Annotated in this window: 28 protein-coding genes; 15 read left to right on the top strand and 13 right to left on the bottom strand. The window is 68.7% G+C overall.

Features of this window, described 5'->3' with window-relative positions:
- Positions 1-6: 6 nt before the first annotated feature.
- Together dprA and ACSFBM_RS29730 are read right to left on the bottom strand one after the other, a co-directional pair.
- Complete coding sequence (dprA, locus tag ACSFBM_RS29735) at positions 7-1,152, bottom strand: DNA-processing protein DprA (protein WP_435487591.1); 1,146 nt, start codon at positions 1,150-1,152, stop codon at positions 7-9.
- Between the two features lie 30 nt (positions 1,153-1,182).
- Positions 1,183-2,400, bottom strand: coding sequence for a LysM peptidoglycan-binding domain-containing protein (locus ACSFBM_RS29730; RefSeq protein ID WP_435487590.1), 1,218 nt, complete (start codon positions 2,398-2,400; stop codon positions 1,183-1,185).
- Between the two features lie 158 nt (positions 2,401-2,558).
- Between ACSFBM_RS29730 and def the strand changes: the two genes are divergently transcribed.
- The 5 genes from def to ACSFBM_RS29705 are packed head-to-tail and all read left to right on the top strand — an operon-like array spanning position 2,559 to position 5,620.
- Positions 2,559-3,077 (top strand): peptide deformylase, encoded by a 519-nt coding sequence (gene def / locus ACSFBM_RS29725; protein WP_435487589.1) that lies wholly within the window; start codon positions 2,559-2,561, stop codon positions 3,075-3,077.
- 5 nt (positions 3,078-3,082) lie between these two features.
- On the top strand, positions 3,083-3,592 hold the full coding sequence (locus tag ACSFBM_RS29720) for a hypothetical protein (protein ID WP_435487588.1): 510 nt from the start codon (positions 3,083-3,085) through the stop codon (positions 3,590-3,592).
- Positions 3,589-4,545: a methionyl-tRNA formyltransferase gene (gene fmt / locus ACSFBM_RS29715; RefSeq protein ID WP_435487587.1), complete on the top strand. Its 957-nt coding sequence runs from the start codon at positions 3,589-3,591 to the stop codon at positions 4,543-4,545. The genes ACSFBM_RS29720 and fmt overlap by 4 nt, the downstream gene beginning before the upstream one ends.
- A complete protein-coding gene (locus ACSFBM_RS29710; protein WP_435437437.1) occupies positions 4,545-5,285 on the top strand; it encodes an AzlC family ABC transporter permease in 741 nt (246 codons plus the stop codon). The genes fmt and ACSFBM_RS29710 overlap by 1 nt, the downstream gene beginning before the upstream one ends.
- Positions 5,286-5,308: 23 nt before the next feature.
- Positions 5,309-5,620: an AzlD domain-containing protein gene (locus ACSFBM_RS29705; RefSeq protein WP_435487620.1), complete on the top strand. Its 312-nt coding sequence runs from the start codon at positions 5,309-5,311 to the stop codon at positions 5,618-5,620.
- A 20-nt stretch (positions 5,621-5,640) separates the two neighbouring features.
- Here the strand turns inward: ACSFBM_RS29705 and ACSFBM_RS29700 are convergent, their stop codons facing one another.
- The 6 genes from ACSFBM_RS29700 to ACSFBM_RS29675 are packed head-to-tail and all read right to left on the bottom strand — an operon-like array spanning position 5,641 to position 11,167.
- On the bottom strand, positions 5,641-6,615 hold the full coding sequence (locus tag ACSFBM_RS29700) for a Bug family tripartite tricarboxylate transporter substrate binding protein (RefSeq protein WP_435487586.1): 975 nt from the start codon (positions 6,613-6,615) through the stop codon (positions 5,641-5,643).
- Positions 6,616-6,655: 40 nt separating this feature from the next.
- Entirely contained in the window at positions 6,656-7,633 is a 978-nt protein-coding gene (locus tag ACSFBM_RS29695; protein ID WP_435487585.1) for an MBL fold metallo-hydrolase, read from the bottom strand.
- Positions 7,630-7,839: a DUF2783 domain-containing protein gene (locus ACSFBM_RS29690; protein ID WP_435487584.1), complete on the bottom strand. Its 210-nt coding sequence runs from the start codon at positions 7,837-7,839 to the stop codon at positions 7,630-7,632. The genes ACSFBM_RS29695 and ACSFBM_RS29690 overlap by 4 nt, the downstream gene beginning before the upstream one ends.
- Positions 7,836-9,485, bottom strand: coding sequence for an FAD-dependent monooxygenase (locus ACSFBM_RS29685; RefSeq protein WP_435487583.1), 1,650 nt, complete (start codon positions 9,483-9,485; stop codon positions 7,836-7,838). The genes ACSFBM_RS29690 and ACSFBM_RS29685 overlap by 4 nt, the downstream gene beginning before the upstream one ends.
- 7 nt (positions 9,486-9,492) lie before the next feature.
- The gene (locus ACSFBM_RS29680; RefSeq protein ID WP_435487582.1) at positions 9,493-10,614 is read right to left on the bottom strand and encodes an alpha/beta hydrolase family protein; all 1,122 of its coding nucleotides are present in this window, start codon (positions 10,612-10,614) and stop codon (positions 9,493-9,495) included.
- Complete coding sequence (locus tag ACSFBM_RS29675) at positions 10,607-11,167, bottom strand: VOC family protein (protein ID WP_435487581.1); 561 nt, start codon at positions 11,165-11,167, stop codon at positions 10,607-10,609. Before ACSFBM_RS29675 ends, ACSFBM_RS29680 begins: the two co-directional genes overlap by 8 nt.
- 88 nt (positions 11,168-11,255) lie before the next feature.
- Between ACSFBM_RS29675 and ACSFBM_RS29670 the strand changes: the two genes are divergently transcribed.
- The 3 genes from ACSFBM_RS29670 to pyk all read left to right on the top strand — a co-directional run bounded on the left by ACSFBM_RS29670 (position 11,256) and on the right by pyk (position 15,005).
- Complete coding sequence (locus ACSFBM_RS29670; RefSeq protein WP_435487580.1) at positions 11,256-12,161, top strand: LysR family transcriptional regulator; 906 nt, start codon at positions 11,256-11,258, stop codon at positions 12,159-12,161.
- 102 nt (positions 12,162-12,263) lie between these two features.
- The gene (locus ACSFBM_RS29665; protein WP_435487579.1) at positions 12,264-13,457 is read left to right on the top strand and encodes a phosphoglycerate kinase; all 1,194 of its coding nucleotides are present in this window, start codon (positions 12,264-12,266) and stop codon (positions 13,455-13,457) included.
- A gap of 99 nt (positions 13,458-13,556) precedes the next feature.
- Positions 13,557-15,005, top strand: coding sequence for a pyruvate kinase (pyk, locus tag ACSFBM_RS29660; protein ID WP_435437446.1), 1,449 nt, complete (start codon positions 13,557-13,559; stop codon positions 15,003-15,005).
- A 115-nt stretch (positions 15,006-15,120) separates the two neighbouring features.
- On the opposite strand, the gene ACSFBM_RS29655 is transcribed toward pyk, so the two are convergent.
- Positions 15,121-16,137 carry a 1-aminocyclopropane-1-carboxylate deaminase gene (locus ACSFBM_RS29655; protein WP_435487578.1) on the bottom strand — a complete coding sequence of 339 codons (1,017 nt, stop codon included), beginning with the start codon at positions 16,135-16,137 and terminating at the stop codon, positions 15,121-15,123.
- Positions 16,138-16,272: 135 nt separating this feature from the next.
- On the opposite strand from ACSFBM_RS29655, the gene ACSFBM_RS29650 reads away from it, so the two are divergent.
- The 4 genes from ACSFBM_RS29650 to ACSFBM_RS29635 all read left to right on the top strand — a co-directional run bounded on the left by ACSFBM_RS29650 (position 16,273) and on the right by ACSFBM_RS29635 (position 19,890).
- A complete protein-coding gene (locus tag ACSFBM_RS29650) occupies positions 16,273-16,758 on the top strand; it encodes an Lrp/AsnC family transcriptional regulator (RefSeq protein WP_435445578.1) in 486 nt (161 codons plus the stop codon).
- A 35-nt stretch (positions 16,759-16,793) separates the two neighbouring features.
- Positions 16,794-17,726 (top strand): alpha/beta hydrolase, encoded by a 933-nt coding sequence (locus tag ACSFBM_RS29645; RefSeq protein WP_435487577.1) that lies wholly within the window; start codon positions 16,794-16,796, stop codon positions 17,724-17,726.
- A gap of 86 nt (positions 17,727-17,812) precedes the next feature.
- Positions 17,813-18,877 (top strand): class II fructose-bisphosphate aldolase, encoded by a 1,065-nt coding sequence (fba, locus tag ACSFBM_RS29640; RefSeq protein WP_435437450.1) that lies wholly within the window; start codon positions 17,813-17,815, stop codon positions 18,875-18,877.
- A gap of 107 nt (positions 18,878-18,984) precedes the next feature.
- Positions 18,985-19,890 (top strand): phosphoribosylaminoimidazolesuccinocarboxamide synthase, encoded by a 906-nt coding sequence (locus ACSFBM_RS29635; RefSeq protein ID WP_435487576.1) that lies wholly within the window; start codon positions 18,985-18,987, stop codon positions 19,888-19,890.
- A gap of 54 nt (positions 19,891-19,944) precedes the next feature.
- Here the strand turns inward: ACSFBM_RS29635 and ACSFBM_RS29630 are convergent, their stop codons facing one another.
- From ACSFBM_RS29630 to ACSFBM_RS29615, 4 genes are all read right to left on the bottom strand, one after another.
- Complete coding sequence (locus ACSFBM_RS29630) at positions 19,945-20,406, bottom strand: META domain-containing protein (RefSeq protein ID WP_435487575.1); 462 nt, start codon at positions 20,404-20,406, stop codon at positions 19,945-19,947.
- Positions 20,407-20,468: 62 nt separating this feature from the next.
- A complete protein-coding gene (locus ACSFBM_RS29625) occupies positions 20,469-21,749 on the bottom strand; it encodes a type II toxin-antitoxin system HipA family toxin (RefSeq protein ID WP_435487619.1) in 1,281 nt (426 codons plus the stop codon).
- Between the two features lie 41 nt (positions 21,750-21,790).
- The gene (locus tag ACSFBM_RS29620; protein ID WP_435487574.1) at positions 21,791-22,099 is read right to left on the bottom strand and encodes a helix-turn-helix domain-containing protein; all 309 of its coding nucleotides are present in this window, start codon (positions 22,097-22,099) and stop codon (positions 21,791-21,793) included.
- Between the two features lie 136 nt (positions 22,100-22,235).
- Positions 22,236-23,156: a tetratricopeptide repeat protein gene (locus ACSFBM_RS29615; RefSeq protein WP_435487573.1), complete on the bottom strand. Its 921-nt coding sequence runs from the start codon at positions 23,154-23,156 to the stop codon at positions 22,236-22,238.
- 36 nt (positions 23,157-23,192) lie between these two features.
- On the opposite strand from ACSFBM_RS29615, the gene purE reads away from it, so the two are divergent.
- From purE to ACSFBM_RS29600, 3 genes are read left to right on the top strand one after another with little or no spacing between them, the layout of a single operon-like run.
- Entirely contained in the window at positions 23,193-23,750 is a 558-nt protein-coding gene (gene purE, locus ACSFBM_RS29610) for a 5-(carboxyamino)imidazole ribonucleotide mutase (protein ID WP_435487572.1), read from the top strand.
- The gene (locus ACSFBM_RS29605; protein ID WP_435487571.1) at positions 23,747-24,943 is read left to right on the top strand and encodes a 5-(carboxyamino)imidazole ribonucleotide synthase; all 1,197 of its coding nucleotides are present in this window, start codon (positions 23,747-23,749) and stop codon (positions 24,941-24,943) included. The genes purE and ACSFBM_RS29605 overlap by 4 nt, the downstream gene beginning before the upstream one ends.
- Entirely contained in the window at positions 24,940-25,950 is a 1,011-nt protein-coding gene (locus ACSFBM_RS29600; protein ID WP_435487570.1) for an L-threonylcarbamoyladenylate synthase, read from the top strand. Before ACSFBM_RS29605 ends, ACSFBM_RS29600 begins: the two co-directional genes overlap by 4 nt.

Raw genomic sequence — 25,950 nt, 5'->3', positions numbered from 1 at the left:
GACCAATCAGGTGGTGGCCATGCGCTGGAAGAGGCCGCCGGGCAGGCGTGTGATCTGGCCGTCCAGCTCGAGTTCGAGCATCCTGGCCTGCAGCGCGGCCGCGCTCCAGCCGGTGCGCGCGCTCAGCGCGTCGAGGCTCACGGGGTCGAAGCCGAGGGCGTCCAGCAGCGGATCTTCGGTCGGAGTGGCCCCGTGCCCGTTGCCGGTGGTAGACGACGCTGCGGCCGCGATCGGGACGCGCAACGGCGGGAGCTCCTCGAGGATGTCGCTCACCGATTCCACGAGCTTCGCGCCCTGGCGGATCAGCGCATGGCAGCCGCGCGATTGCGGTGAATGGATCGAGCCCGGAATCGCGAACACTTCCTTGCCCTGCTCCGACGCGAGCCGCGCGGTGATGAGCGAGCCCGATTGCAGCGCTGCCTCCACCACCAGCGTGCCGCGCGCCAGCCCGGCAATGAGCCGGTTGCGCTTCGGGAAATTCTGCGTGAGCGGCGGTGTGCCGAGCGGCAGTTCGCTCACGATCAGCCCCTGCTGCGTGATGCGATGTGCCAGGTCGCGGTGCCGCGCCGGGTACACGCGGTCGAGCCCGGTGCCGACCACGGCCACCGTGGCCAGCCGCGGCGTGTCGCCGGCCGCGTCGAGCGCACCCTGGTGCGCCGCGCCGTCCACACCCAGCGCGAGGCCCGACACCACAGGCAGGCCCACCTCGCCCAGGGCGCGGGCAAAGCTGCGTGCGTTGGTGGCGCCTTGCGGCGTGGGGTTGCGGCTGCCCACCACCGCGATGCTGTGGCCGAGCTGCGTCAGGTTGTAGTCGGCGGCGCCCAGCACGTAGAGCAGCAGCGGCGGATCGGTCATTTCGAGCAGCGAGGCGGGGTAGCCGTCGTCGCCGAGCGTCACGACGCGGCGCGAAGTGCCGTTGTCCCCGGCGTGCAGCCACTGCCAGGTCAGGTCGATCTGCGCCTGCAGGTTGGGGGGCGTCTGCTGCAATGCCGCGGCCTGGGCTGGCGAGACGACCTCGCACAACGCGGCGTCGCGTTGCGCGAAGACCTGCTCAGGCAGCCCGAAGGCCGCGAGCAACCGCCGAGCGGCGCCGTCGCCGACGCCTGGCGTCAATGAAAGCCGCAGCCAACCTGCGAGTTCTGCGCGTTCCAAACCTGTGTTCGAGAAAGCCGGGGCCGCAGGTCAGGGATTGACGAGGAAGTCGCCGGCGCGCGGAGTGTCGTTGATTTCGAGCACGAGCGCGTAGGACACTTTCTCGAAAGTGCGGAACACCATCAGCAGGCCGATGCGTTCGTTCGGCAGCTTGATGGTTTCCTTGCGCGCGCCGGTGCGGTCGAGGATGGTCTCGCCGTTCTTGAGGATGGCCAGCACATGGCCGTTGTCCACCCCGTCGCGCGTGCCCTTGTTGATGGCCACCACCTGGTTCTGCGCCGCGAACTGCACCGCATTGCCGTAGACGGAGATGATGCGGCCTTCGACCTGCGTCGACGGTGCGCGCGGCACGTAGCTCAGGAGCTGGCGCGGCGGCTCGGGCAGCAGTCGGTCGCCGGCGCGCATTTCCTCGCGCGATGCGACGATGTCGATGCTCGCCGGCACCACGGTGATGACGTCCTTGTCCTGCACCGTCTCGATGGTGGTCGACTCGCCGCGCTGCAGCCGTGCCTTGCCCAGGTACTGCGCCTCGTAGCCGAGGATTTCACCCGTGCCGGGGTCTTTCAGCGGCGTGGCGGTGCGGAAGACGCGGAAGTTCTGTACCGGGCCCGCGGCCTCGACCAGCGGCGATTCGGCGTTCCCCCGGGCATAGGCCCGGTCGCCGCGCGACAGCAGCACACGGCTGTCGTTGCCCGCCACGATGCGGGGGGCGCTGTCCAGGGTGTTGGCGTCCACCACGATGGGTTCGCTCAGGAACGGCTCGATGACGCTCGGGTTGAGCGTGGGCAATGCCATGCCGGCCAGCGAATCGAAACGGGTGCGCGGTGACAGCTTGATGGTGCCGCCTTCGCCGCCGAAGCCGCCGCGGCGGGTGGTCAGGCGTGCCCGGCCGCCGGTCTTGTCCAGGTAGAGCACCTGGCCCGGGTAGATGCGGTGCGGGTTGGCGATTTCATCGATGTTCATGCCCCAGAGCTCCGGCCAGCGCCAGGGGCGCAGCAGGAAGAGGCGTGAAATGGCCCAGAGCGTGTCGCCGGGCCTGACCGTGTATTCGTCGGGCGCGTTGGGCGCCAGTTCGCTCAGGGGCACACCCTGCTGGGCGGTTTGCTGGGCCGTGGCCCGCTGCTGGGGCGTGACCGGGTAATTCTGTGCCCAGGCCGTCGTGGCGCCACAGCCGCCGAGCACCGCCAGGGCTGTCAGCGTTGCAAGAAGATGAGGGCGCTGGTGGTCGGTGAATCTGAGCTTTTTCATGTCTGGATGGTGAGCGCGCGAAGTATCGCCGCGCATACGAATCTCACAATTTGCTACGAATTCTGCGCTGAAGCCCCTGGGAGGGCAACGTTTTCGGTGCCGCGCGTCGCGTCTGGTCGCGGAATTGGCGAAAATAGCCACAACTTTCCCCCGATTTCATGGCTAAACGAATCATTCTGAGTTACCCGGACAAGCGCCTGCACACCGTGGCCAAGCCGGTGCAGGGCCTCGACGCCCGCATCAAGGCCCTGGTGGCCGACATGCTGGAGACCATGTACGACGCCAGCGGCATCGGCCTGGCGGCGACGCAGGTCGACGTGCACGAGCGCCTCGTGGTCATCGACGTGTCCGAGGAGCGCAACCAGCCGATCGTGCTGATCAACCCCGAAATCACCTGGGCCAGCGACGAGAAGGTGCTGAACGAGGAAGGCTGCCTTTCGGTGCCCGGCATCTACGACGGCGTGATGCGTTCCACCTCGGTCAAGGTGCAGGCGCTCGACGAGAACGGCGAGCGGCGCACCATCGAGGCCGACGGCCTGCTGGCCGTGTGCATCCAGCACGAACTCGACCACCTGCTCGGCAAGGTGTTCGTCGAATACCTCTCGCCCCTGAAGCGCAACCGCATCAAGAGCAAGCTGCTCAAGCAGCAGCGCGAAGAACTGCGCGAACAGGCCTGACCCCCATGACCTCACGTCGTTTCGGCTCCCTCGCAGCGCTGGCGGTCTTCGCGATGGCCGGCCTGGGCCTGGCCGGCTGCGCGAACGAACCCACGCGCGTCCAGCCGGGCGCCACCGCCGCCGACACCCTGCAGCGCCTGGGTGCGCCCACGGGCCGCTACCCGCTCACCGGCGGCGGCGAGCGGCTGCAGTACTCGCGCATGCCGGCCGGCTTCGAGGTGACCGACATCGACGTCGACGCCGCAGGCAAGGTCGTCTCGGTGACGCAGGTGCTCAGCGAGGCGCGCTTCGGGCAGGACATCCTGGTCAACCAGTGGCGCCAGAACGACGTGATGGCCTTCTACGGCCGACCCTATGAAATCAGCCGGGTCAGCTCCTTCGACGGTGTCGTCTGGACCTGGCGCTACAAGGCTGTGAACGAACGCCGCATGCTGTACATCTACATCGACCCCACCGGCGTGGTCCGGCGCTATCACACGGGAGACGATCTCGAGCTCGATCGGGTCCGGGATTGAGCCGCCTGCGAGTCGTTTTCGCGGGCACGCCCGAGTTCGCGCGCGCCGCGCTGGAGGCCATCGCCGCCGCCGGACATGACGTCGTGCTGGTGATGAGCCAGCCCGACCGCCCCGCCGGTCGCGGCATGAAGCTGCAGGCCTCCCCCGTCAAGCAATGCGCAGTCGCCCACCAATGGCCGGTGGCGCAGCCGCGCAGCCTGCGGCTGGACGGCAAGTACCCCGACGAGGCCTCGGCCGCGCACCAGACCCTGCTGGCCGCCAGGCCCGACGTGATGGTGGTGGCGGCCTACGGCCTGATCCTGCCCCAGTGGGTGCTCGACCTGCCGGTGCACGGCTGCCTCAACATCCACGCGAGCCTGCTGCCGCGCTGGCGCGGCGCCGCGCCCATCCACCGCGCCATCGAGGCCGGCGACGCGCAGACCGGCATCACCATCATGCAGATGGACGCGGGCCTGGACACCGGCGACATGCTGCTGCGCGAGGCCGTCGACATCGGCAGTGACAACACCGCCCGCCTGCACGACCGGCTGGCCGAGCTGGGCGGGAAGATGATCGTCGAGGCGCTGGAGCGCATCGGCACGCTCGTGCGCACGCCGCAGCCCGCCGAAGGCGTGACCTATGCCCACAAGGTCGAGAAGCATGAAGCGCTGATCGACTGGGCCCAGCCGGCCGGCGCCATCGTGCGGCGCATCCGGGCTTTCGATCCGTTCCCGGGCGCCAACAGCCCACTGGACGGCGAGACCATCAAGCTGTGGACCGCCCACGCCGAGGCCGCGTCTACCGAGCAGGCCGCACCGGGCACCATCTTGGCCGTCAGCGACACCGGCGTGACCGTGGCCGCCGCCGGTTCAGCCGTCACCGTCACCGAACTCCAGCGACCGGGCGGCAAGCGCCTGGCCGTGGCCGATTTCCTGCGCGGCTTCGACCTGAAGCCCGGGCAGGCCTTCGGCTGATGTTCCTCTCGCAGCGCATCCGCAGCCGCCCTGAATTCCGCGTCGGCGTGCGCGACATGACGCCGGTGGCGCTGGGCATCGGCGCCTGGGGCCTGATGACCGGCGTGGCCATGGTCAAGTCGAACATGAGCGTGATCGAGGCGCTGGCCATGACCCTGCTGGTCTACGCGGGCAGCTCGCAGCTCGCGGCCATTCCGCTGCTGTTCGCGGGCGCGCCGGCGTGGGTCATCTTGGCCACGGGCTTCTGCGTCAACCTGCGCTTCGTGGTGTTCAGCCTGCACCTGCGCCCTTACCTCATGCACATGCCGCGCTGGCGCCGCATGATGCACGGCTACCTCACGGCCGACATGAGCTATGCGCTCTTCACCAAGAAGTATCCAAAGCCGCCGCTGACCATTTCCGAGCAGGAATCGCAGGAGGCCTACCTCACCGGCAACTACTTCGTGACCTGGTGCGCGTGGATGGGCATGAGCCTGTTGGGCGTGGCGCTGGCCAACTTCATTCCGCAGACCTGGGGCCTGGGTTTCGCCGGCGTGCTGAGCCTGGTGGCCATCGTCTGCTCGATGGCGACCACCCGCCTGCGCGTGCTCGCCGCGCTGATTGCCGGCGTGACCGCCGTGGCGGCCTATGCACTGCCGCTGAAGCTCAACATCGTGGTGGCCATCGGCGTGGCCGTGCTGCTGTGCTTCTGGCTCGAGAAGCAGTTCGGCCTCGACCCGACGGCGGAGGACGACAAGTGAGCGCCACGACAGACTGGTGGACGATGGGCGTGATCGTCGGCCTGGCGCTCGTCACCGTGCTCACCCGCTGCTTCTTCTTCATTCTCGACCGGCCCTGGGGCCTGCCCGAGTGGGCGCACCGCGCGCTGCACTACGCGCCGGCGGCCGCGCTCGCGGGCGTGATCGCGCCCGAGATCGTCATGACCCAGGGTCACCTGATCACCACGCTGCACGACGCCCGCCTGTATGCGGCGGTCGTCGGTGCGGCGTATTTCTACTGGCGGCGCGGGGTGCTGGGCACCATGATCGCCGGCATGGCGGTCTACCTGCCGCTGCACCTCGGCCTGGGCTGGTAGCCGCAGGGTTTCTTTTTTGTTCAGTCGAGCTTCACGCCGGCGGCCGCGATGATCTTTCCCCAACGGTCGCTTTCCGCGCGCGACAGCTTGTAGAAGTCCTGCGGCGTTCCGGGCAGCGCCTCGAAGCCGAAGTCCGCGAACAGCTTCACCACCTTCGGTGCCTTCATTGCCTTGTGCAGCTCGCTGTTGAGCCGCGCCACCGCTTCGGGCGGCATGCCGGCCGGGCCGATCAGGCCGTGGAAGGCGTAGGCGTTGACGTCGCTGAAACCGGCCTCCACGAAGGTCGGCACCTCGGGCAAGGCGCTCGCGCGCTGCGGCAGCGCGATGGCCAGCACCCGCACCTTGCCCGACTTGATGATGGGCAGGCCCGAGGCCAGGTCCAGCATCATCACCGGCACCTGGCCGCCCATCACGTCGGTCATGGCGGGCGCGGCGCCCTTGTACGGCACGTGCGTGATCGTCAGGCCCGCCTTCTGCTTGAAGAGTTCCATCGCCATGTGGTGCGGCGAGCCGTTCCCGGGCGAGGCGTAGCTCACCTTGTCGGGGTTGGCCTTCACGTAGCGCACGAACTCCGCCACGGTCTTCGCGGGAAAGTCGGGGTGCACCACCAGCGCCACCGGGAAGCGGCCGATGGTGCCGATGTAGGTGAAGTCGCTCGCGGGCTTGTACGGCAGCTTGACGAACATGTGCTCGTTGAAGAGCAGCGCCGCGTTCTCGGCCTGCATGACCGTGTAGCCGTCGGGCCTGGCCTGCATCATCACCGACACGCCGATGTTGGTCGACGCACCGGGCCGGTTGTCGATGATGAGCGGCTGCCCGAGCGACGGCTGCATCGCCTCGGCCAGCGTGCGCGCCAGGTTGTCGGTGCCACCGCCGGCGGAGTAGGGCACGATCCACTTGATCGGCTGGCTCGGATAGGCCGCCGGCTGGGCCGATGCGAAGGTGGTGGCGGCCAGCGCGAGCGCCGCGGCCATCAGGGGAAGGAATCGCTTCATCGTCTCTTGTCTCCGTTGCTTGTCTTGAAATCGGTTCAGGTCATTCGCCGCGCAGCACTTGCCACAGCTCACGGTCTCGCTCGGCCGTCCACACCACGGGGTGCTCGATGCCGCGAAGCTCGTCGTAGGCGCGCGACACGTCGAAGGGCAGCACGTGCTGGAACACGGGCCAGCTGCCGAAGCGCGGTGTCATCGCGGCGTCGGCGCGCGCAAAGCAGCCGCGCAGTGTTTCGCCTGCGGCGATGCCGGCCTTCACGCTGTCGAGCAGCGTGGAGAGAAAGGCCTTGGTGAGGTCGATGGCCTCCGCGCAGGCCGCTTCGTTCTGCAGCACCGCGCCGCGCCCCGGCACCAGCACGCGGGGGTTCAGCGCCCGCACCGCGTCGAGCGTGCCGGCCCAGTCGCCGATGTAGGCATCGCCCGCGTACACGCCGCAGTGGTTCTCGACCACGTCGCCCGAGAACAGCACGCCGCAGTCGGGCAGCCAGGCCACCGTGTCGCCGCTGGAGTGGCCGCGGCCCAGCGCCATCAGCCGCAGTTCGCGCCCCGTGCCCGGGCGCGGGCCCAGCCACAGGCTCATCTCGCCGGCGAAGCTCATCGTCGGAAAGGTGAGGCCCGGGATTTCCTCCACGCCCGCGAACAGGCGCGGAAAGCGACCGACCTCCGAATCGAAATCAGCCTGCCCGCGCGTGCGGATCCAGTCGAGCGTGCCGTTGCTTGCGACGATCTGTTCCACCTCGTCGAAGGCGCTCGCGCCCATCACGCGCACTGCGTGGTAATGCGTGAGCACGATGGTCTTGACGGGCTTGTCGGTCACCGTGCGGATGGCCGCGAGAAAGTCACGCGCCATGCGCGGCGTGGGGCGCGTGTCGATCAGCACCACCTGCTCGTCGCCGACGACGAAGCCGCAGTTGGGGTCGAAGTCGCTGATGTAGCCGTAGGCGCCGGGCGCGAGCTCGCGCAGCTGCGGCTTCTGCTCGCGGGTGTCGGAAGCGGAAGCGAAGGAGACGGAAGTGGTCATGGGGCGTGTGGGGTCGTGGGGTCTTGCGCGGCCGCTGCCGCATGGATGCAGGCGAGCAGCACGTCCTGGTCGGCGCACTGGTTGGCCAGCAGCAGCACCAGGCGGGCGTTGAGGTCGGCGCTCTGCGCGTCGGTGCGGCCTTCGTGCGCGGCGAGCAGCGCTGCGTAGAAGCCGTCGGGATCGGGGATGCGGGGTTCGGTGATCATGGGGTCGGGCGGTGTGCGAGCGCGGTGCGCAAGGCAGAGGCGATGGCTTCAGGCGTGGCGTTCTGCAGCACGGCGGCGCGGTAGGCATCGGGCCGCACCAGCGCGAAGCCGCCTGCACCGTCGATGCCGAGATGGGCGGCGAGTTGGTCGTCGGCTTGCAGCGCGGGCAGGCCGCTGTCGTCGCCCACGGCCAGCAGGCGCAGCGGCAATGAAGCCGTGGCCTCGAGCGCCGCTTCGGCCTGCGCGCGCGTGGGCGCGAACCACAGGCCGATGCAATGCGTGCCTTCGGCCAGCAGCTGCATCAACGTCGTCTCACGCCCATCGGCCCAGCGCAGCTGCAGGTTCTGCACGGTGCGCGCGCCCTCGGGCAGGTGCGGCGCGGCCGGGTAGGCGTTGGCGACCGACATGCGCCCCGTGTTCACCAGCGCGCGTGCGAACGGGTACCGCGCCGCCAGCGCCACCACCGCGCGGCGCAGCGTGTGTTCGGCCGGCGAGCGCGGCGCAAGAAAGCGCGCCGAACGGCTCGTCACCTGCAGGTTCTCTTGCGCGGCGGGTTGGCGCTCCGCGTCGTAGCTGTCGAGCAGCGCATCGTCGGCTTGGCCTTGCGCGAGCAGCGCGAGCTTCCAGCCGAGGTTGGCCGCGTCCTGGATGCCGCTGTTGCCGCCGCGCGCGCCGAACGGGCTCACCACGTGCGCCGCATCGCCGATGAAGAACACAGGGCCGTGCCGGAAGCTGTCGAGCAGGTGGTCGCGGTAGCCGTAGGGCCCGATCCACACGAACTCGAACGCCACGTCGGGTCCGAGCTGCTCGCGCAGCCGCGCGCCCGCCACCTCGGGCCGGCTGATGGCGGCCGTGTCGCAGTCCTCGGGCATCTGGTAGTCGATGCGCCACACGCCGTCGGCCATCAGGTGCTGCCACACGCCGCGGCCTTCGTTGAAGGGCGCGTCGACCCAGGTCCAGCGCTCGGTGGGCAGCGGCTTCTTGAAGCGCACGTCGCTGATGCACCAGCGGTCGGTGCTGCGCGAGGCATGGGCCTCGATGCCGAGCTGCGTGCGGATCAGGCTGTTGGCGCCGGTCGCGTCGATCAGCCGGTCGGCCTCGATCGTGTAGCTGCCGGCGGGCGTCTCGATGTCCAGGCGCACGCCGTCGGCCAGTGGCTCGATGCGCGTCACGCGGCTCTTCCACCGCACGTCGGTCACGCCGAGTTCGAGGATGCGCTCGACCAGGAACCACTCCACGTAGAACTGCTGCAGGTTGATGAACGGCGGCTGCTTCGACACGCTCGCGGCCTGCAGGTTGAAGTTGTAGACCTCCTCGTCGCCCGAGAAGGTGCGTCCGAACGACCAGGTGATGCCCTTGGCCGCGATGCGCTCGTAGACGCCCAGGCGCTCGAAGATCTCCAGGCTCTTCTGCGCGTAGCAGATGCCGCGCGACGACGCACCGCGCACGCCGACGGTGTTGTCCTCGTCGAGCAGCACGGCCCGCACGCCGCGCTGCGCCAGGTCGCAGGCCAGCGTGAGGCCGGAAGGCCCGGCGCCGACGATGACGATCGGGTGGCGCACGACCTTCGTGTTCCCCAGTTCGGGCGGGGGCGTGAAGGGCCAGGCCGGCAGCTCGTAGGCCGGTGCGAAGGCAAAGGTTTCCATGTTTCTTCTACAGCGCGTGCGCGAATTCGGCGATGGCGTCGGCCGCCTTCGGGACCAGTTCGGGTTGCCCCGCGAGGTAGTGGTTGCCGCCCACGATGTCGACGTTGCGGATGCGCGAGCCGCCCGCGGCCATCCACGCATCGCGCGTGCTCGGGAACGTCGACTGGTCGCCCGTGTAGGTCAGCAGCAGCTTGGGCACCGTGGTGCGCGCGAGGTTGGTCGGCCCGTCAGCCTGCGAGCGCGACGACCATTGCGAGAGAAACGCCGTGAGCGAGGTGGTGCGCCCCATGGCGTTGGCCGAGTAGTTCACTTGCCGTGCATCGCCCCACACGCTGCCGGGCAGCCGCTCGTTCGCATCCAGCGAGAGGTCCACGCAGCGCGGATCGGCGTGCGTGCGGTAGACAATGAAGGTCTGGTCGCGCGGCGCGCCCGCTGTGCCGCGCAACAGCGCGAGGCGTTCGACGCACCACTGCTCGATGCGGTCCAGCCGCGCCTTCTGCGCCGCGCTGAAGCGCGCCAGGAAGTCGCTGTCGTAGGGCACGCGGTGGCGCGGGTCGTACATGTCGAGGTCGGGGTCCACCGACAGCGGGTCGTGCTCGTCGGTGACCGAGGGGTCGATCCAGTCGCGCATCAGCCGCGTGCGGCCCAGGTGCGCGGCGCACAGCGCGATGCCGTCCACCGGCGGCAGGTCGTTCGGGTGCAGGTGCGTCGCGTCGCCGTCGGGCAGGTGGGTGGCGGTGAGCCGTTCGGCCTGCGCCTGGTAGAAGGCCGCGAGCGCGGCGCCGCCCGAGTTGCCGACCAGGAACACCTTCTCGTAGCCTGCCGCGCGCAGGTACTGCACGCCGGCGCCCAGGTCCTGGATGGCGCGCTCCATCAGCAGCACCGTGTCGTTGCCCACGAAGCGCGAGTTCAGCCCCATGCAGCAGATGCCGCGCTCGGCCAGCGGGCCGATCAGGTAGTGGCCCATGAAGTTGCTGGTCGGGTGCATCACGATGGCCGCCACCTTCTTCGGTCCCTGCGGGGCCCGGAAGGCGCCATAAATGCGCGGGCGCAGCATCTGCAGGCCCGACTGGCTTTCCATCGCCGCGCCGGGCTTCACGTCGATGACGGCGAGTTGCAGTTCAGACATGCGATGCGCCCTTCTTCGCTGCACGCAGCTCGGCCTTGCGCGCCGTCCATGCATCGAGGTCGGCACGGGCGCGCAACGCATGTGCGTCCATCTCGGCTTGCGGCACGGTGGGCGTGGTCAGTTCCACGCGGATGCCGTTGGGGTCGAAGAAGTAGATCGACTCGATGATGTGGTGGTCGGTCACGCCCAGCACCTCGACGCCCGCGCCTTCGAGGCGCACCTTGGCGGCCCGCAGGTCGGCCACCGAATCGACGCGCAGCGCGATGTGGTTCACCCACGAAGGCGTGTTGGGCGAGGGCAGCGCGGCAATGTCGTCGCCCAGGTCGAAGAAGGCGATGTACGAGCCGTCGCGCATCTGGAAAAAGATGTGCACGTAAGGGCAGTACTCCCCCGTGCTCGGCACGTGGTCGCTCTGGATCACGTGGGCCAGTGGCAGGCCCAGCAGGTCTTCGTAGAAGCGGCGGGTTTCCTCGCTGTCGCGGCAGCGCCAGGCGAAATGGTGCAACCCGTGAATGGGTGGGGGTGCCGTGTGGGCAGTTGTCGTCGTCGGCATGGGTGTCTCCGTTCAGCCGCGATTGGGCGACCACGCGTCTTATGATGCAATCGAAATTAATTCATCGATTGATGAAATAACCATATATATGAACCTGACCCTGCGCCAGTTGCGCGCCTTCGCAGCCGTGGCCGAGACCGGCAGCTTCACCGCCGCGGCACAGCAGCTGCACCTCACGCAGTCGGCGCTCAGCGTGCTGGTGCGCGAACTCGAACGCGAGATGGGCGTGCAGCTGCTCGACCGCAACACCCGCAGCGTGCAGCTGTCGGAGGCCGGGCGCGAGTTCCTGCCTTCGGTGCACCGGCTGCTCGGCGATCTTGCGGGTGCGGTGGCCGGCGTTACCGATCTGCGTGACAAGAAGAAAGGGGTGTTGCGGCTTGCGGCGCCGCAGCTCATGGCCTGCACGCTGATGCCGCGCGTGATCGCGGCCTACCGCGAGACCTACCCCGACGTCGATGTGCGCCTGGCCGACACGCTGCCCGAGCACCTGCTCGCGGGCGTGATGGCCGGCGACGTCGAACTCGCCGTGGGGCAGGACGTGGCGGTCGACGGCACCATCGAGCGCCGTACGCTGTTCCGCGACCGCCACTGGCTGATCTGCCCGCCGGACCATGCCTTCGCCAAGCGCCGCAAGGTGCGCTGGCACGAGCTGGGGCCTTACACCTTCATCGCCCCCACGCGCGACTTCCGCCAGCGCGTGCTGCCCGAATTGGGCCCGGCCGAGCGCGCGTACATGCTGCGCGCCGGCACGCAGGAGGTGTCGTACATGACCACAGCGCTCGGCATGGTGGCCTCGGGGCTCGGGCTCACGGTGTGCCCGACCTACTCCGCCTCGCTGGTGCGCGCCCACGGCCTGCAGATGGTGCGGCTCGAGTCGCCCGACTTCCACCGCGAGGTGTGCGTCTACAGTGCGGCGCGGCGCAGCCTGTCCCCGGCGGCGGCGAGCTTCGTCGAGATCCTCGAAGGCTTCGCCAGGGCCCAGTCCGGGCGTTGAGCAAGGGCTGAAAAGCATCGGGCCGGCGCAAGAGGCGCACAGTGCCACGAGGGCGCCAAACCTACAATGCAGGCCGACCCGTCTTCCACCTACTCCAGATCCATGAACGTCATTCGATTCACCGACCTCTGCGCACAGGGCAAAGCCGCCGGCCAGCGCGTTTTCATCCGTGCCGACCTCAACGTGCCGCAGGACGACGCCGGCCACATCACCGAAGACACGCGGATCCGCGCCTCGGTGCCCTGCATCCAGCTCGCGCTCGATGCCGGCGCGGCCGTCATGGTCACCTCGCACCTGGGCCGCCCGACCGAAGGCGAGTTCAAGCCCGAAGACTCGCTGGCCCCCGTGGCCAAGCGTCTGGGCGAGCTGCTCGGCCGCGAAGTGCCGCTGGTCGCCAACTGGGTCGACGGCGTCGACGTCAAGCCCGGCCAGGTCGTGCTGCTCGAGAACTGCCGCGTCAACAAGGGCGAGAAGAAGAACGACGAGGCGCTGTCCAGGAAGCTCGCCGCGCTCACCGACATCTACGTGAACGACGCCTTCGGCACGGCCCACCGCGCCGAAGCCACCACCTACGGCATTGCGCAGTTCGCCAAGATTGCCGCCGCCGGTCCGCTGCTGGCGGCCGAGATCGACGCCATCACCAAGGCGCTGGCGCAACCCAAGCGCCCGCTGGTGGCCATCGTGGCGGGCTCCAAGGTCAGCACCAAGCTCACCATCCTCAAAAGCCTCTCGGCCAATGTCGACCAGCTGATCGTCGGCGGCGGCATCGCCAACACCTTCATGCTGGCCGCCGGCCTGAAGATCGGCAAGTCGCTGGCCGAGCCCGACCTGGTCGACAACGCCCGGGCCGTGATCGAGGCCATGCGCGCGCGCGGCGCCGACGTGCCGATTCCGGTGGACGTGGTCACGGCCAAGACCTTCGCCGCCGATGCGCTCGCCACCGTCAAGGACGCCAATGACGTGGCGGACGACGACCTGATCCTGGACATCGGCCCCAAGACCGCCGCCATCCTGGCCGCGCAACTGCGCGAAGCCGGCACCATCGTCTGGAACGGCCCGGTGGGCGTGTTCGAGTTCGACGCCTTCGCGGGCGGCACCAAGGCCATCGCGCAAGCCATTGCAGAGAGCAGCGCGTTCTCGATCGCCGGTGGCGGCGACACGCTTGCGGCCATCGCCAAGTACGGCATCGAAAAGCAGGTCGGCTACATCTCGACCGGCGGCGGCGCCTTCCTCGAGGTGCTGGAAGGCAAGACCCTGCCGGCCTTCGAAATCCTGGCCAAACGCGCGGCCGGTTGACCGGCGGTGCGGCGGACGCGCGACGAAAGCCCGTCAGGGTGACTTCCGTCAGACACGCAAAGTGTATACAGTAGCGAATACAAAACGGAGACTACCCTCATGAGCACGGACCGCATCCCCCGCCACGCCACCAAGATCGTTGCCACGCTCGGTCCGGCGTCCAGCACACCGGAACTGCTGGAACAGATGATCCAGGCCAAGGTCAGCGTGGTGCGCCTGAACTTCAGCCACGGCACGGCGCAGGACCACATCGACCGCGCGGTCATGGTGCGCGAAGCCGCCCGCAAGATGGGCCGCGAAGTGGCCATCATGGCCGACCTTCAGGGCCCCAAGATCCGCGTGGGCAAGTTTGCGCAGGGCAAGGTCTGGCTGGAGCCGGGCGCCAAGTTCGTGCTGGACGCCTCGCGCACCGAACCCGGCGACATCGACGCCGTGGGCCTGGACTACAAGGACCTGCCGCGCGACGTGAAGCCCGGCGACAAGCTGCTGCTGAACGACGGCCTCATCGTGCTCACGGTGGACGGCGTCAAGGGCGAGGCGGTGCACACCACCGTCAAGCTCGGCGGCGAGCTGTCGAACAACAAGGGCATCAACAAGCAGGGCGGCGGCCTCACGGCACCCGCGTTGACCGCCAAGGACATGGAAGACATCAAGACCGCGATGAGCTTCCAGGCCGACTACGTGGCCGTGAGCTTCCCCAAGAACGCCACCGACATGGAAATGGCGCGCCAGCTGTGCAACGTGGCCGCGGCCGAGTACGGCCACAAGCCCGGCATGATCGCCAAGATCGAGCGTGCCGAGGCCATTCCCAAGCTCGAAGAAATCCTGCGTGCCAGCGACGGCATCATGGTCGCGCGCGGCGACCTGGCCGTTGAAGTCGGCAACGCCGCCGTGCCGGCGCTGCAGAAGAAAATGATCCGCATGGCGCGCGACATGGACAAGGTGGTCATCACCGCGACCCAGATGATGGAGTCGATGATCACCAACCCCGTGCCCACCCGCGCCGAGGTGAGCGACGTGGCCAACGCCGTGCTCGACGGCACCGACGCCGTGATGCTCTCGGCCGAAACGGCCTCGGGCCGCTACCCGCTGGAAACCGTGCAGGAAATGAGCCGCATCTGCGAGGCGGCCGAAATCGCCGAAGACAAGACGCTGGACGCCGACTTCAGCGGCAAGACCTACAGCCGCATCGACCAGTCGATCGCCATGGGCGCGCTGTTCACGGCCCACCACCTGGGCGCCAAGGCCATCGTGGCGCTCACCGAGTCGGGCTCCACCATGCTGTGGATGAGCCGCCACCGCGCGCACATTCCCATGTACGCGCTGACCTCGCGCCTGGCCACGCAGCGCAAGATGGCGCTGTACCGCAACGTGCGCCCGCTGCTGATGGACTCGCAGACCGACCGCGACACCGCGCTCGAACAGGCCGAAGCCCATCTGAAGAAGCGCGGCATCGTGCAGAGCGGCGACGTCTACGCCATCACCTGCGGCGAGCCCATGGGCGCCCCGGGCGGCACCAACATGCTGAAAATCTGCAGAGCCAGCTGACGGGTACTTTCACGAAACACCGCGGAACCGGCTTTGCCGGGCCGCAGGTGTTGCCCCCGGCGAGGGGGTTGGCGAAGCGACACGAAGTGCGCGCAGCCTGGGGGAGTGCCAATTTCTAGCCGTTGCGAAAGAGGAAGCTGTAGGCGTTCAGGGCGGGCACACCGCCCAGGTGCGCGTACAGCACCTTCGAGCCGGCCGGAAACTCCCCGAGCCGCACCTTCTCGATCATCCCGTGCATCGACTTGCCCTCGTACACGGGGTCGGTCAGCATGCCCTCCATGCGCGCGCACAGGCGAATCGCCTCCAGCGTGCCCTCGTTCGGCAGCCCGTATTCGGGGCCGCCGAAGCGGCGGTCCAGCACCACGTCCTTGTCGGTGATGTCGCGGCCCAGTTCCACCAGTTCGGCCGTGCCCTTGGCGATGCGCACGATCTGCTCGAAGGTCTGCTGCGGCTTGGCCGAGGCGTCGATGCCGATCACGCGGTCGGCCCGTCCGTCGGCCGCGAAGCCCACCACCATGCCGGCCTGCGTGCTGCCGGTGACCGAGCAGGTCACGATGTAGTCGAACTTGAAGCCCAGTTCGGCCTCCTGCTGGCGCACTTCTTCCGCAAAGCCCACGAAGCCCAGGCCGCCGCGCGGATGCTCCGAGCAGCCCGCCGGAATCGGGAACGGCTTGCCACCGGCCTTGCGTACGTCGTTCATCGCTTCTTCCCAGCTCTTGCGGATGCCGATGTCGAAGCCCGCTGCGTCCAGCCGCACGTCGGCGCCCAGGATGCGCGACATCTCGATGTTGCCGACCCGGTCGTACAGCGCGTCGGAGTAGTTGACCCAGTTCTCCTGCACCAGCACGCACTTCAGCCCCAGGTGCGCCGCCACCGCGGCCACCTGGCGCGTCTGGTTCGACTGGATGCCGCCGATGGACACCAGGGTGTCGTAGCCGCCCTCGAGCGCCTCGGGAATCAGGTACTCCAGCTTGCGCGTCTTGTTGCCGCCGAAGGCCAGGCCGCTGTTGCAGTCCTCGCGCTTGGCGTACAGCTCGACCTCGCCGCCCAGGTGCGCGCTCAGGCGCTTGAGGGGGTGGATCGGCGTGGGGCCGAAGGTCAGGGCGTGACGGGGAAACTTCTTGAGGTTCATGGTGCGGCTCCAGGAGGTTGAAGCCTTGAATCGTAGGAAGAAGGGCCCGCAACGTGCTTGCGAAGTTTTCTGGCTTACCGAAGTAAAAAAAGGCACGATGGCAAAGGCGATCACTTTCAAGCCGAGGAAAAAGGAATGAGCACAACAAAATTGCGTTCTCCCCCGGAGCTCGACCGCACCGACCGCGCCATCCTTCGCGCCCTGCAGCGCGACGCCTCGCTGTCGAACGTGGCGCTGGCCGCCAAGGTCAACCTCAGCGCCGCCGCCTGCCTGCGCCGCGTGGAGCGGCTCAAGGCCTCGGGGCTCATCAAGGCCATCGTCGCGCTGCTGGACCCCGACGCGCTCGACGTCGGCATGCTCGTGATGATCGGCGTGGTGCTCGACCGCTCCACGCCCGACTCCTTCGCCGACTTCGAGAAAGCCGCGCAGAAGGTCTCGGGCTGCCTCGAATGCCATGTGGTCACCGGCGAGTTCGACTACTTCATGCTCGTGCGCACGCGCGACAACGACAGCTTCAACCGCCTGCACGCCGAGCAGCTGCTGTACCTGCCGGGGGTGCGGCAGATCCGCACCTTCGTCGTCTTGAAGCAGGTGCTGTCGACCACGCAGCTTCCCATCTGACGAAACCGGCCGGCCACTGCGTGCGTACTGGTGCGATGAGCTTTCCCACCTTCGCCACCGCTTTCCACTCCCTTCGCCGGCGCCGCAGCGCCTTCGTCACCGCCTTCACCGTCACCGCCGCCGCCGTGCTGTCGGCCTGTTCGCCGGTCAAGGTGCTCAACGGGCTGGTGCCCGCCGACACCTACCAGTTCCAGGGCGACATCGCCTACGGCCAGGCGCCGCGCCAGGTGCTCGACGTGTACCAGCCGCTGCCGTCCACCCGGCCGGCGCGCGGTTCGCGCCCGCTGGTGGTGTTCTTCTTCGGCGGCACCTGGACCAACGGCGACCGCGCCAGCTACAAGTTCGTCGGCGAGGCGCTGGCCGCGCGCGGCGCGGTGGTGGTGGTGCCCGACTACGGCCTGTCGCCGGCCTTCACCTACCCCGTGTTCGTGCGCGACAGCGCGCTGGCCGTCAAATGGGCGCTCGACAACGCCGCGCAGCTCGGCGCCGACCCGAAGCAGGTCTACGTGATGGGCCACAGCTCGGGCGGCTACAACGCCGCGATGGTGGCGCTGGACGATCGCTGGCTCGGCGAGGTGGGCGCCAGCCCGAAGCAGCTGGCCGGCTGGATCGGCCTGGCCGGCCCCTACGACTTCCTGCCCATCGGCGACCCGCAGGCGCAGGCGGCGTTCAACTGGCCGAACACGCCGCGCGACTCGCAGCCGCTGGCGCATGTCACTGCGGCCTCGCCGCGCGCGCTGCTCATGGCGGCCTCGAAGGACAACCTGGTCTACCCCGACCGCAACACCGGCCAGATGGCCGCCGCGCTGCGCACTGCGGGCGTGCCGGTGGAGGTCAAGCTGTTCGACAACCTGAGCCACGTCACGCTGATCGGCGCCTTCGCCAAGCCGATCCAGTGGCTGGGCGGGCCGGTTCTGCCGCCGGTCCTGGGTTTCCTCGGGCTGGCGTCGGTGCCGTCCCACAATTAGGGTGAGGGGGGTCTCGGTAGAATTGCGGCAGTTTTCTCTCGTCTTTCCGCCTTCTTCTTTCCCTAATTCCCGCGAGGTATTTCCCTATGGCTCTCGTCTCGATGCGCGAACTGCTCGACCATGCCGCAGCCAATGGCTACGGCATTCCGGCCTTCAACGTCAACAACCTCGAACAGGTCCAGGCCGTCATGGAGGCCGCCAAGGAAACCGGCGCGCCGGTCATCCTGCAAGCCAGCGCGGGTGCGCGCAAGTACGCCGGTGAAGCCTTCATCAAGCACCTGATCCAGGCCGCCATCGAGCAGTACCCGAACATTCCGCTGGTGATGCACCAGGACCACGGCCAGAACCCCGACGTGTGCAAGGGCGCCATCGACCTGGGCTTCAGCTCGGTCATGATGGACGGCTCGCTCGAGGCCGACGGCAAGACCATCGCCAGCTACGAGTACAACGTGGACGTCACCAAGAAGGTGTCCGACATGGCCCACCGCCTGGGCGTGACCGTCGAAGGCGAGCTCGGCTGCCTCGGCTCGCTCGAAACCATGAAGGGCGACAAGGAAGACGGCCACGGCACCGACGACACCATGACGCGCGAGCAGCTGCTGACCGACCCCGAGCAGGCCGCCGACTTCGTCAAGCGCACCCAGATCGACGCACTGGCCATCGCCATCGGCACCAGCCACGGCGCCTACAAGTTCACGCGCGAGCCCACCGGCGACATCCTGGCGATCGACCGCATCAAGGAAATCCACCGCCGCATTCCCAACACCCACCTGGTGATGCACGGCTCGTCGAGCGTGCCGCAGGAGCTGCTGGCCATCATTCGCCAGTACGGCGGCGACATGAAGGAAACCTACGGCGTGCCCGTGAAGGAAATCCAGGAAGCCATCAAGCACGGTGTGCGCAAGATCAACATCGACACCGACATCCGCCTGGCCATGACCGGCGCGGTGCGCAAGTTCCTGGCCGAGCACCCCGACAAGTTCGACGCCCGCGAATGGCTCAAGCCCGCGCGCGAAGCCGCCAAGCTGATCTGCAAGCAGCGCTACATCGAGTTCGGCTGCGAAGGCCAGGGCGCCAAGATCAAGGGCGACACGCTGCAAGTGGTTGCCGCCCGCTACGCCAAGGGCGAGCTGGCGCAGGCCGTGGTCTGACAACTTCCGCGTGATTCGAAGGCCACCGTTCGCGGTGGCTTTTTTCTGCGCGCACAATCCGCTTTCACCGTCTTTTCGTTTCCGTCGTTTTTCACCGCATCTGCCCCATGACCACCGTCCACACCTCCTCCATCCAGAGCCTGCCCCTGCTTGCGCGCGGCAAGGTGCGCGACAACTACGCCGTCGGCGAAGACCGCATCCTGATGGTCGCGAGCGACCGGCTCAGCGCCTTCGACGTGATCATGGGCGAGCCCATTCCCGGCAAGGGCGAGATCCTCACGCAAATGGCGCTGTGGTGGTTCGAGCGGCTCGGCCAGCTCTGCCCCAACCACCTGACCGGCGACGCGCCCGAGAGCGTGGTCACGGCCGACGAAGTGCCACAGGTCACCCAGCGCTCCATGCTGGTCAAGCGCCTGAAGCCGATTCCGGTGGAGGCCGTGGTGCGCGGCTACCTGGCCGGCAGCGGCTGGAAGGAGTACCAGGAAACCCAGTCGGTCTGCGGCGTGCCGCTGCCCGAGGGCCTGACCAACGCGAGCAAGCTGCCGCGCCCGATCTTCACGCCCGCCGCCAAGGCCGCGGCCGGAGAGCACGACGAGAACATCACCTACGACCGCGTGGTGGAAATCGTCGGCCCCAAGCTGGCCCAGCAGATCCGCGAGACCAGCATCGCCATCTACGAAACCGCCGCGCAGATCGCCCTGGCCAAGGGCATGATCATTGCAGACACCAAGTTCGAGTTCGGCCTGGACGAGGCCGGCACGCTGGTGCTGATGGACGAGGTGCTCACGCCCGACAGCTCGCGCTACTGGCCGGTGGAGGGCTACCAGGCCGCCCTGGCCGCCGGCACCAACCCGCCGAGCTACGACAAGCAGTTCGTGCGCGACTGGCTCGAAGCCACCAAGATCAACGGCAAGCCCTGGGACAAGACGCCCCCGGCGCCGCGCCTGCCGGCCGAAGTCATCGAGAAGACGGCCGCCAAATACCGCGAAGCGCTGGAGCGGCTCACGGGCTGATCCGTCGGCGGCGAACCCATGCAGAAAGACCGGCCTCGCGCCGGTCTTCTGCTTTCAGCGCCCGCTGGTGCTCAGCGCCGCCACCGTGCGCCCGCTCGCATCCAGCAGCACCAGCCGCCCGGGCCCTGCCAGCCGGTAGCTCGTGGTGCCCTGCAGCACGGAGATGAACTGCGCCTCGGTGGCCCCGCGCGCCGGGTCGGCGCAGGCCATGCGGGTGGAGGCCACCTGGCCGATCTTCAGCGTGACGCCGCTGCGCGTGTAGGTGCCCGAAATGCGGTTGCAGCCGCCCGAACCGCTGAGGCGCCCGCTGCTGCGGTCGAACTGCACCAGCGCGTCGCTGTTGGGCGCGACGGGTTCGTCGCCCAGCTGCACCAGGCGCCACGCCGGGCCCTCGATCGGCTCGTCGAGGCTGATGCCGCTGCCGCAACCGGCCAAGGCCGTCAACAAAGCCGCCGTCGCGAGGGCGGGAAGCGCTGTACCGCGGGAGAAGCGTGCGAGGCGGGCGAAGGAGCGCATGGCCGGTCTTTCCTTTTCGATCTGCAACAAGTTGAATCGGGCGTGATCGTATGCGAGCGCGACTAGCTCGCCAATGCCACGCCGCCGGCCAGGCGGGACTGCACGCAGCGCCGCACGCTGTCCGGCGTGTCCTGACGCGCCAGCAACGCGGGCCAATCCGCCTTGGCTTGGCGCACGGTGTCCTTGGCGATGGCCATCAGCCGCGCGGGGCGCAGCAGGCCCGCCGAGCGCAACAGCGCGTCGAGCGCGTTCCAGTCGAAGGCGCGCAGCTTCGCGTCGATGGCGCGGTTGACCCCGTAGTCCGAAGGCGGCACGTCGTCGAAGAAGGCCGCCACGCACACCGGGTCGTAGAGCGGCGCAAGCACCGGGGCGACGCCGTCGGGGTAGCGCAGCGCCCAGTTCTTCAGGTGCGCGTCGCTGTTGCCCAGCAGGATGAACGCCACGATGCGCCGAACGCATTCGCGCACGTCGGCCACCGGGTTCGGCGACAGCCGGTCGAGCACGCGCAGCATGGCGGGCCAGTCGACGGCGAGGCCGCGCCCGTATTTCTGGCGCGGCTCGTACTGCAACACCTGCGCGAACTCTTCCATGTGAATGCGCCCGCCGTCGGCCGTGCGGTCGAAACGGCGCACGGCGAGCAGCTGCGTGAACGGCACCTGTTCGGGCAGGTCCGCATCGGCGCGACCGATGACGCTGGCCTCGGCGCAGTCCAGGCCGAGCGCGCCGCACAGGCGGTAGCCGGTGAACTCGTTGTCGACCAGGTCGGGATGCCGCGTGGTCGGCAGCTTGAGGATGAAGGAGCCCGCCGCGCCATGGCGCTTGACCACGTAGCGCCGGCCGTCCTGCACGGCGGAGAACTTGGTCACCACGCCGGGCAGGGCCGCGGCGTCTTCCACCGGCATTTCGACGAATCCCGGTTCCAGCACGTCGAGCCCGAGCGCCGTGTGCCAGTGGCGCACGGTGTCGGGAATGCCTTCGGCCGTGGGCACGGGCTCGACCTCGAGCGCGCCCATCAGGTCGTGGCCGGCGGCGGCCAGCAGCTCGAACTCATCGTCGGCGCTGCAGCCGCGCTGCTGGGCCAGGCGCTCGCGGTTGTGGCCTTCGGGCAGCAGGTTCTGGAAGTAGGTGGGCCAGTGCCCGTCGCCGCGCGAGACGCGAGCGTCGCGGGCCGAGGCGAGGATGGCGCGGGTGGCGGCCTCGTCGGCGCCGCGGTAGGCCAGGGAGAGCGTCGGGCGCCCGGCGTCGCCGATGTATGCGTCGTCGAACGACACGCGCAGGATGTCGCCGTACTGCGAGAGATAGCCGACGGCGCGCCGTCCGCCGTCCGGTGCGTGCAGGGACATCCGCAGGTAGCGGATGCCGGTGTTGAATGCGGCGGCTGTGCTCACCGCCCTTCGTCGGCCAGGCTCTGTGCGATGGAGGGCGGCGCGCCCACGCCCGCCGGCTGGCCCAGCAGGCGGCCGCCCGAACGCACGAAGTCTTCCAGTTGCGGGCGCAACGCGGCGGGCACGGTCATCAATTCGAGCCCCAGCACGCGCGCCATCTCGAGGAGGGTGGACAGGCGTGGATCGATCTGGCCGCTTTCGATGCGCTGCACCGTCATGCGCGACAGGCCTGCCTGGGTCGCCAGTGCTTCCTGGCTCCAGGCCCCCGCCTTGCGAGCGCTTGCCAGTTCTTCGATGAGTTGGCTCATTGAAATATACTTTTCTTCAAAAAAGAGTAGCAATCTTATCTATGTGAGAACCGTCGGGCAACTCGCAGATGCAAAAAAAGCGACCCAAAGGTCGCTTTTCATTGAATTTGAGCGCCCAAAGGCGCATTGGCAAAAATCAGCTCAGCACCACGCTGCTGAGCCGGCGCCGGTAGGTGGCCACCACCGGATCGTCCGGCGGAATCTGGCCGTCGGCGACCTTCACCTTGGGCGGCTCGATCACGTCGAGGATCGCGATGTAGGTCTTGCGGGCGAGCTCTTCGCTCCAGGACTTGTCGCGCATCAGGATGTCGAGCAGCTCGTCCATGGCGTCGGTCCAGCGATGCGCGGCCATCAGCAGGCGGGCACGGGCGAAACGGGCGTCGAAGTCGCGCTTGTTGGCGGCAATCTTGGCCTCGAAGTCGGCCATCGCGGGCGCCACGCCTACGGGTGGCGCTGCAAAATCGATAGCATCCATCCAGCGTTGCAGCGCGTCGAAGCGGCGCACCAGGCCGGTCTTTGCGATCACCGGTGCGAAGGCGACCTTGGCGTCGTCGAGGCGGCCTTCCAGCAGCAGCAGCTTGATGTAGTCGAAGCGGGCGTCGTCGTTGGCGGGGTCGGTGGCCACGGCGTGCTGCAGCTTCTCGAGCGCGCCCTGGGTGTCGCCCTCGGCCAGCGCGTCCTGCGCCGCGGCTTCTTCGGAAGCGGCTTGCGCCTCGTCGGCGCCGGGCACGTGCTTGTCGAGGAACTCGCGGATCTTGTCGGCCGGAATGGCGCCGACGAAGCCGTCCACCGGCTGGCCGTCCTTGAACATCACGCAGAACGGAATGCTGCGCACGCCGAACATTTCAGACAGCTGCGAGGAAATCTGCGGCACCTTGTCGGCGTCGAGCTTGGCCAGCGTGAAGCGCCCGGCATATTCGACCTCGAGCTTTTCGAGCACCGGCCCGAGCTGTTTGCACGGTCCGCACCATTCGGCCCAGATGTCCAGCAGCACCGGCGTGGCGACGGAGCCTTCGACCAGTTCGGCCTGAAAATTTTCGAGAGTGATGTCGATCATCGGAACCAGCTGGGGGTGAAACGTAAAATTGAAACCATGAACGAAACCATTCAGGTCGGTGTAGTGATGGGCTCGAGCTCCGATTGGGAGACGATGCGCAACGCGGTCGAGATTCTCCAGCAATTCGGAATCAGCCACGAAGCAAAGGTGGTCTCGGCCCACCGGATGCCCGATGCGCTCTTTGCGTACGCCGAAAGCGCCGCCGGGCGAGGGCTCACCGCGATCATCGCGGGCGCGGGGGGCGCGGCCCACCTGCCGGGCATGCTGGCGTCCAAGACCACGGTGCCGGTGCTCGGCGTGCCGGTGGCCAGCCGGCACCTGCAGGGCGTCGATTCGCTCTACAGCATCGTGCAGATGCCCAAGGGCGTGCCGGTGGCCACCTTTGCCATCGGCAACGCCGGCGCGGCCAACGCGGCGCTGTTCGCGGTGGCGATGCTGGCGGTGAACGACCCGGCGCTGCGCGCGCAGCTCGACGCCTTCCGCACGGCGCAGACCGCCGCCGCCGAAGCAATGACGCTGCCGCCGGCCCCGGTTCGCGCCGGCGAGGCCGCGCCGGTCTCCCCCTTCTCGCCGCAAGGCGGAGGTGCCCTGTGAGCGGCCATGAAGGCGATCTGCCGGTTCTTCCGGGCGCCACGCTCGGGGTGCTCGGGGGCGGCCAGCTGGGGCGCATGTTCGCCCACGCCGCCCAGCGCATGGGCTACTTCACGGCGGTGCTCGACCCCGACGCCGACAGCCCCGCGGGCCGCGTGAGCCACCACCACATCCACACCGACTACGACGACGTCGACGGCCTGGCCCGCCTGGCCGGGCTCGCCGACGCGGTGACGACCGAGTTCGAGAACGTGCCCGCGCCCTCGCTGGAGCACCTGGCGGTGGCCCGCCCGGTGTCGCCCGCCGCCTCGGCCATCGCCATCGCGCAGGACCGCATCGCCGAGAAGGCGCACTTCACGCGCTGCGGCGTGCCCTGCGCGCCTTATGCGGCCATCGAAACGGCTGCGCAGCTCGCCGCCGTCGACGACGGCCTGCTGCCCGGCATCCTGAAGACCGCGCGCCTGGGCTACGACGGCAAGGGCCAGCAGCGCGTGAAGACACGCGCCGAGCTGGTCGAGGCCTGGCAGGCCACGGGCTGCGTCCCCTGCGTGCTCGAGAAGATGCTGCCGCTCGAGTTCGAATGCTCGGTGATCCTGGCGCGCGGGCGCGACGGCCAGATCGTGCACTTTCCGCCGCAGCGCAACCTGCACCGCGACGGCATCCTGGCCGTGACCGAGGTGCACGCGCAGAACATGCCCAAGACGGTGGCGCAGGGCGCGGTCAATTCGGCGAAGAGCATTGCCAACGGCCTGGACTACGTGGGTGTGCTGTGCGTGGAGTTCTTCGCGCTGGCCGACGGCTCGCTGGTGGTCAATGAAATGGCCCCGCGCCCGCACAACAGCGGCCACTACACGATGGAAGCCTGCGACGTGTCGCAGTTCGAGCTGCAGGTGCGCACGCTCGCCGGCCTGCCGCTGGTCGCGCCGCGCCAGCACAGCCCGGCCATCATGCTCAACCTGCTGGGCGACCTGTGGTTCGTCCAGGGAGGTGACACCCCCGTCACGCCACGCTGGAGCGAGGTGCTCGCGCTGCCCGGCGCCCACCTGCACCTGTACGGCAAGGTCGACCCGCGGCGCGCCCGCAAGATGGGCCACCTGACCTTCACCGGCGCCACGCTCGACAGCGTGCGCGCCGCCGCGTCGCAGGCCGCGTTGCTGCTGGGCTTGCCCGCGGTGACCACCGCCGACCTCGCATGATCCTGGACGGGCGCTCGCCCCAGGCCATCGACGCCATCGCCGAAGCCGCGCGCGTGCTGCGTGCGGGCGGCCTGGTGGCTTTCCCGACCGAGACCGTGTACGGCCTGGGCGCCGATGCCACCAGCGACATGGCGGTTGCCGGCATCTTCAAGGCCAAGGGCCGGCCTTCGGACCACCCGCTGATCGTCCACGTGGCGGCCGGCATCAAGGGCACCGAGGCGCTGTCGCGCTTCGCCCAGCCGCTGCCGCTGTTCGCGCAGAAGCTGGTGCAGGTCTTCTGGCCCGGCCCGCTCACGCTGATCGTCACGCGCCAGCCCGGCGTGGCGGCCGCCGCCGCGGGCGGGCAGGACACCATCGGCCTGCGTTGCCCTTCGCATCCGGTGGCGCAGGCGCTGCTCGAGGCCTGCGCCGAGCTGGGCGTGCCCGGCGTCGCGGGGCCCAGCGCCAACCGCTTCGGGCGCGTCAGCCCGACCACCGCGCAGCATGTGCACGACGAGTTCGGAGACGAGCTGCTCGTGATCGACGGCGGCGCGTGCGAGGTGGGCATCGAATCGACCATCGTCGACTGCAGCCGCGGCGCGCCGGTGCTGCTGCGCCCGGGCGTCATCACGCGCGCGCAGATCGAGGCCGCCTGCGGCGAGAAGCTCAGCGACCGCGATGTGCTCGACACGCCCGACCCCCGCGCCTCGGGCACGCTGGAGGCGCACTACGCCCCCAATGCCAAGGTGCGGCTGATGGATGCCAAGACCCTTCAGGCCGGGCTCGACGTGCTGGGCGCCAACGCGGCGCACATCGCCGTGTGGGCCCGCGCCCCGATGCGCACCCGCTCGCAGCGCCTGCTGCTGCGGCGCATGCCCGACGACGCGGCGGCCAGCGCGCAGCAGCTGTTCGCCGTGCTGCGCGCGTTCGACGCGCAGGGCGCCAAGCTGATCTGGATCGAAACCCCGCCCGACACGCCCGAGTGGGAAGGCGTGAAGGACAGGCTGCAACGAGCGTCGGTGGCCTGA

The organism is Variovorax pasteuri (genome assembly GCF_051216435.1).
GTDB lineage: Bacteria > Pseudomonadota > Gammaproteobacteria > Burkholderiales > Burkholderiaceae_C > Variovorax.
Note: the sequence above shows the minus strand (reverse complement) of the source record. Positions and strands in the feature narration are given on the sequence as shown.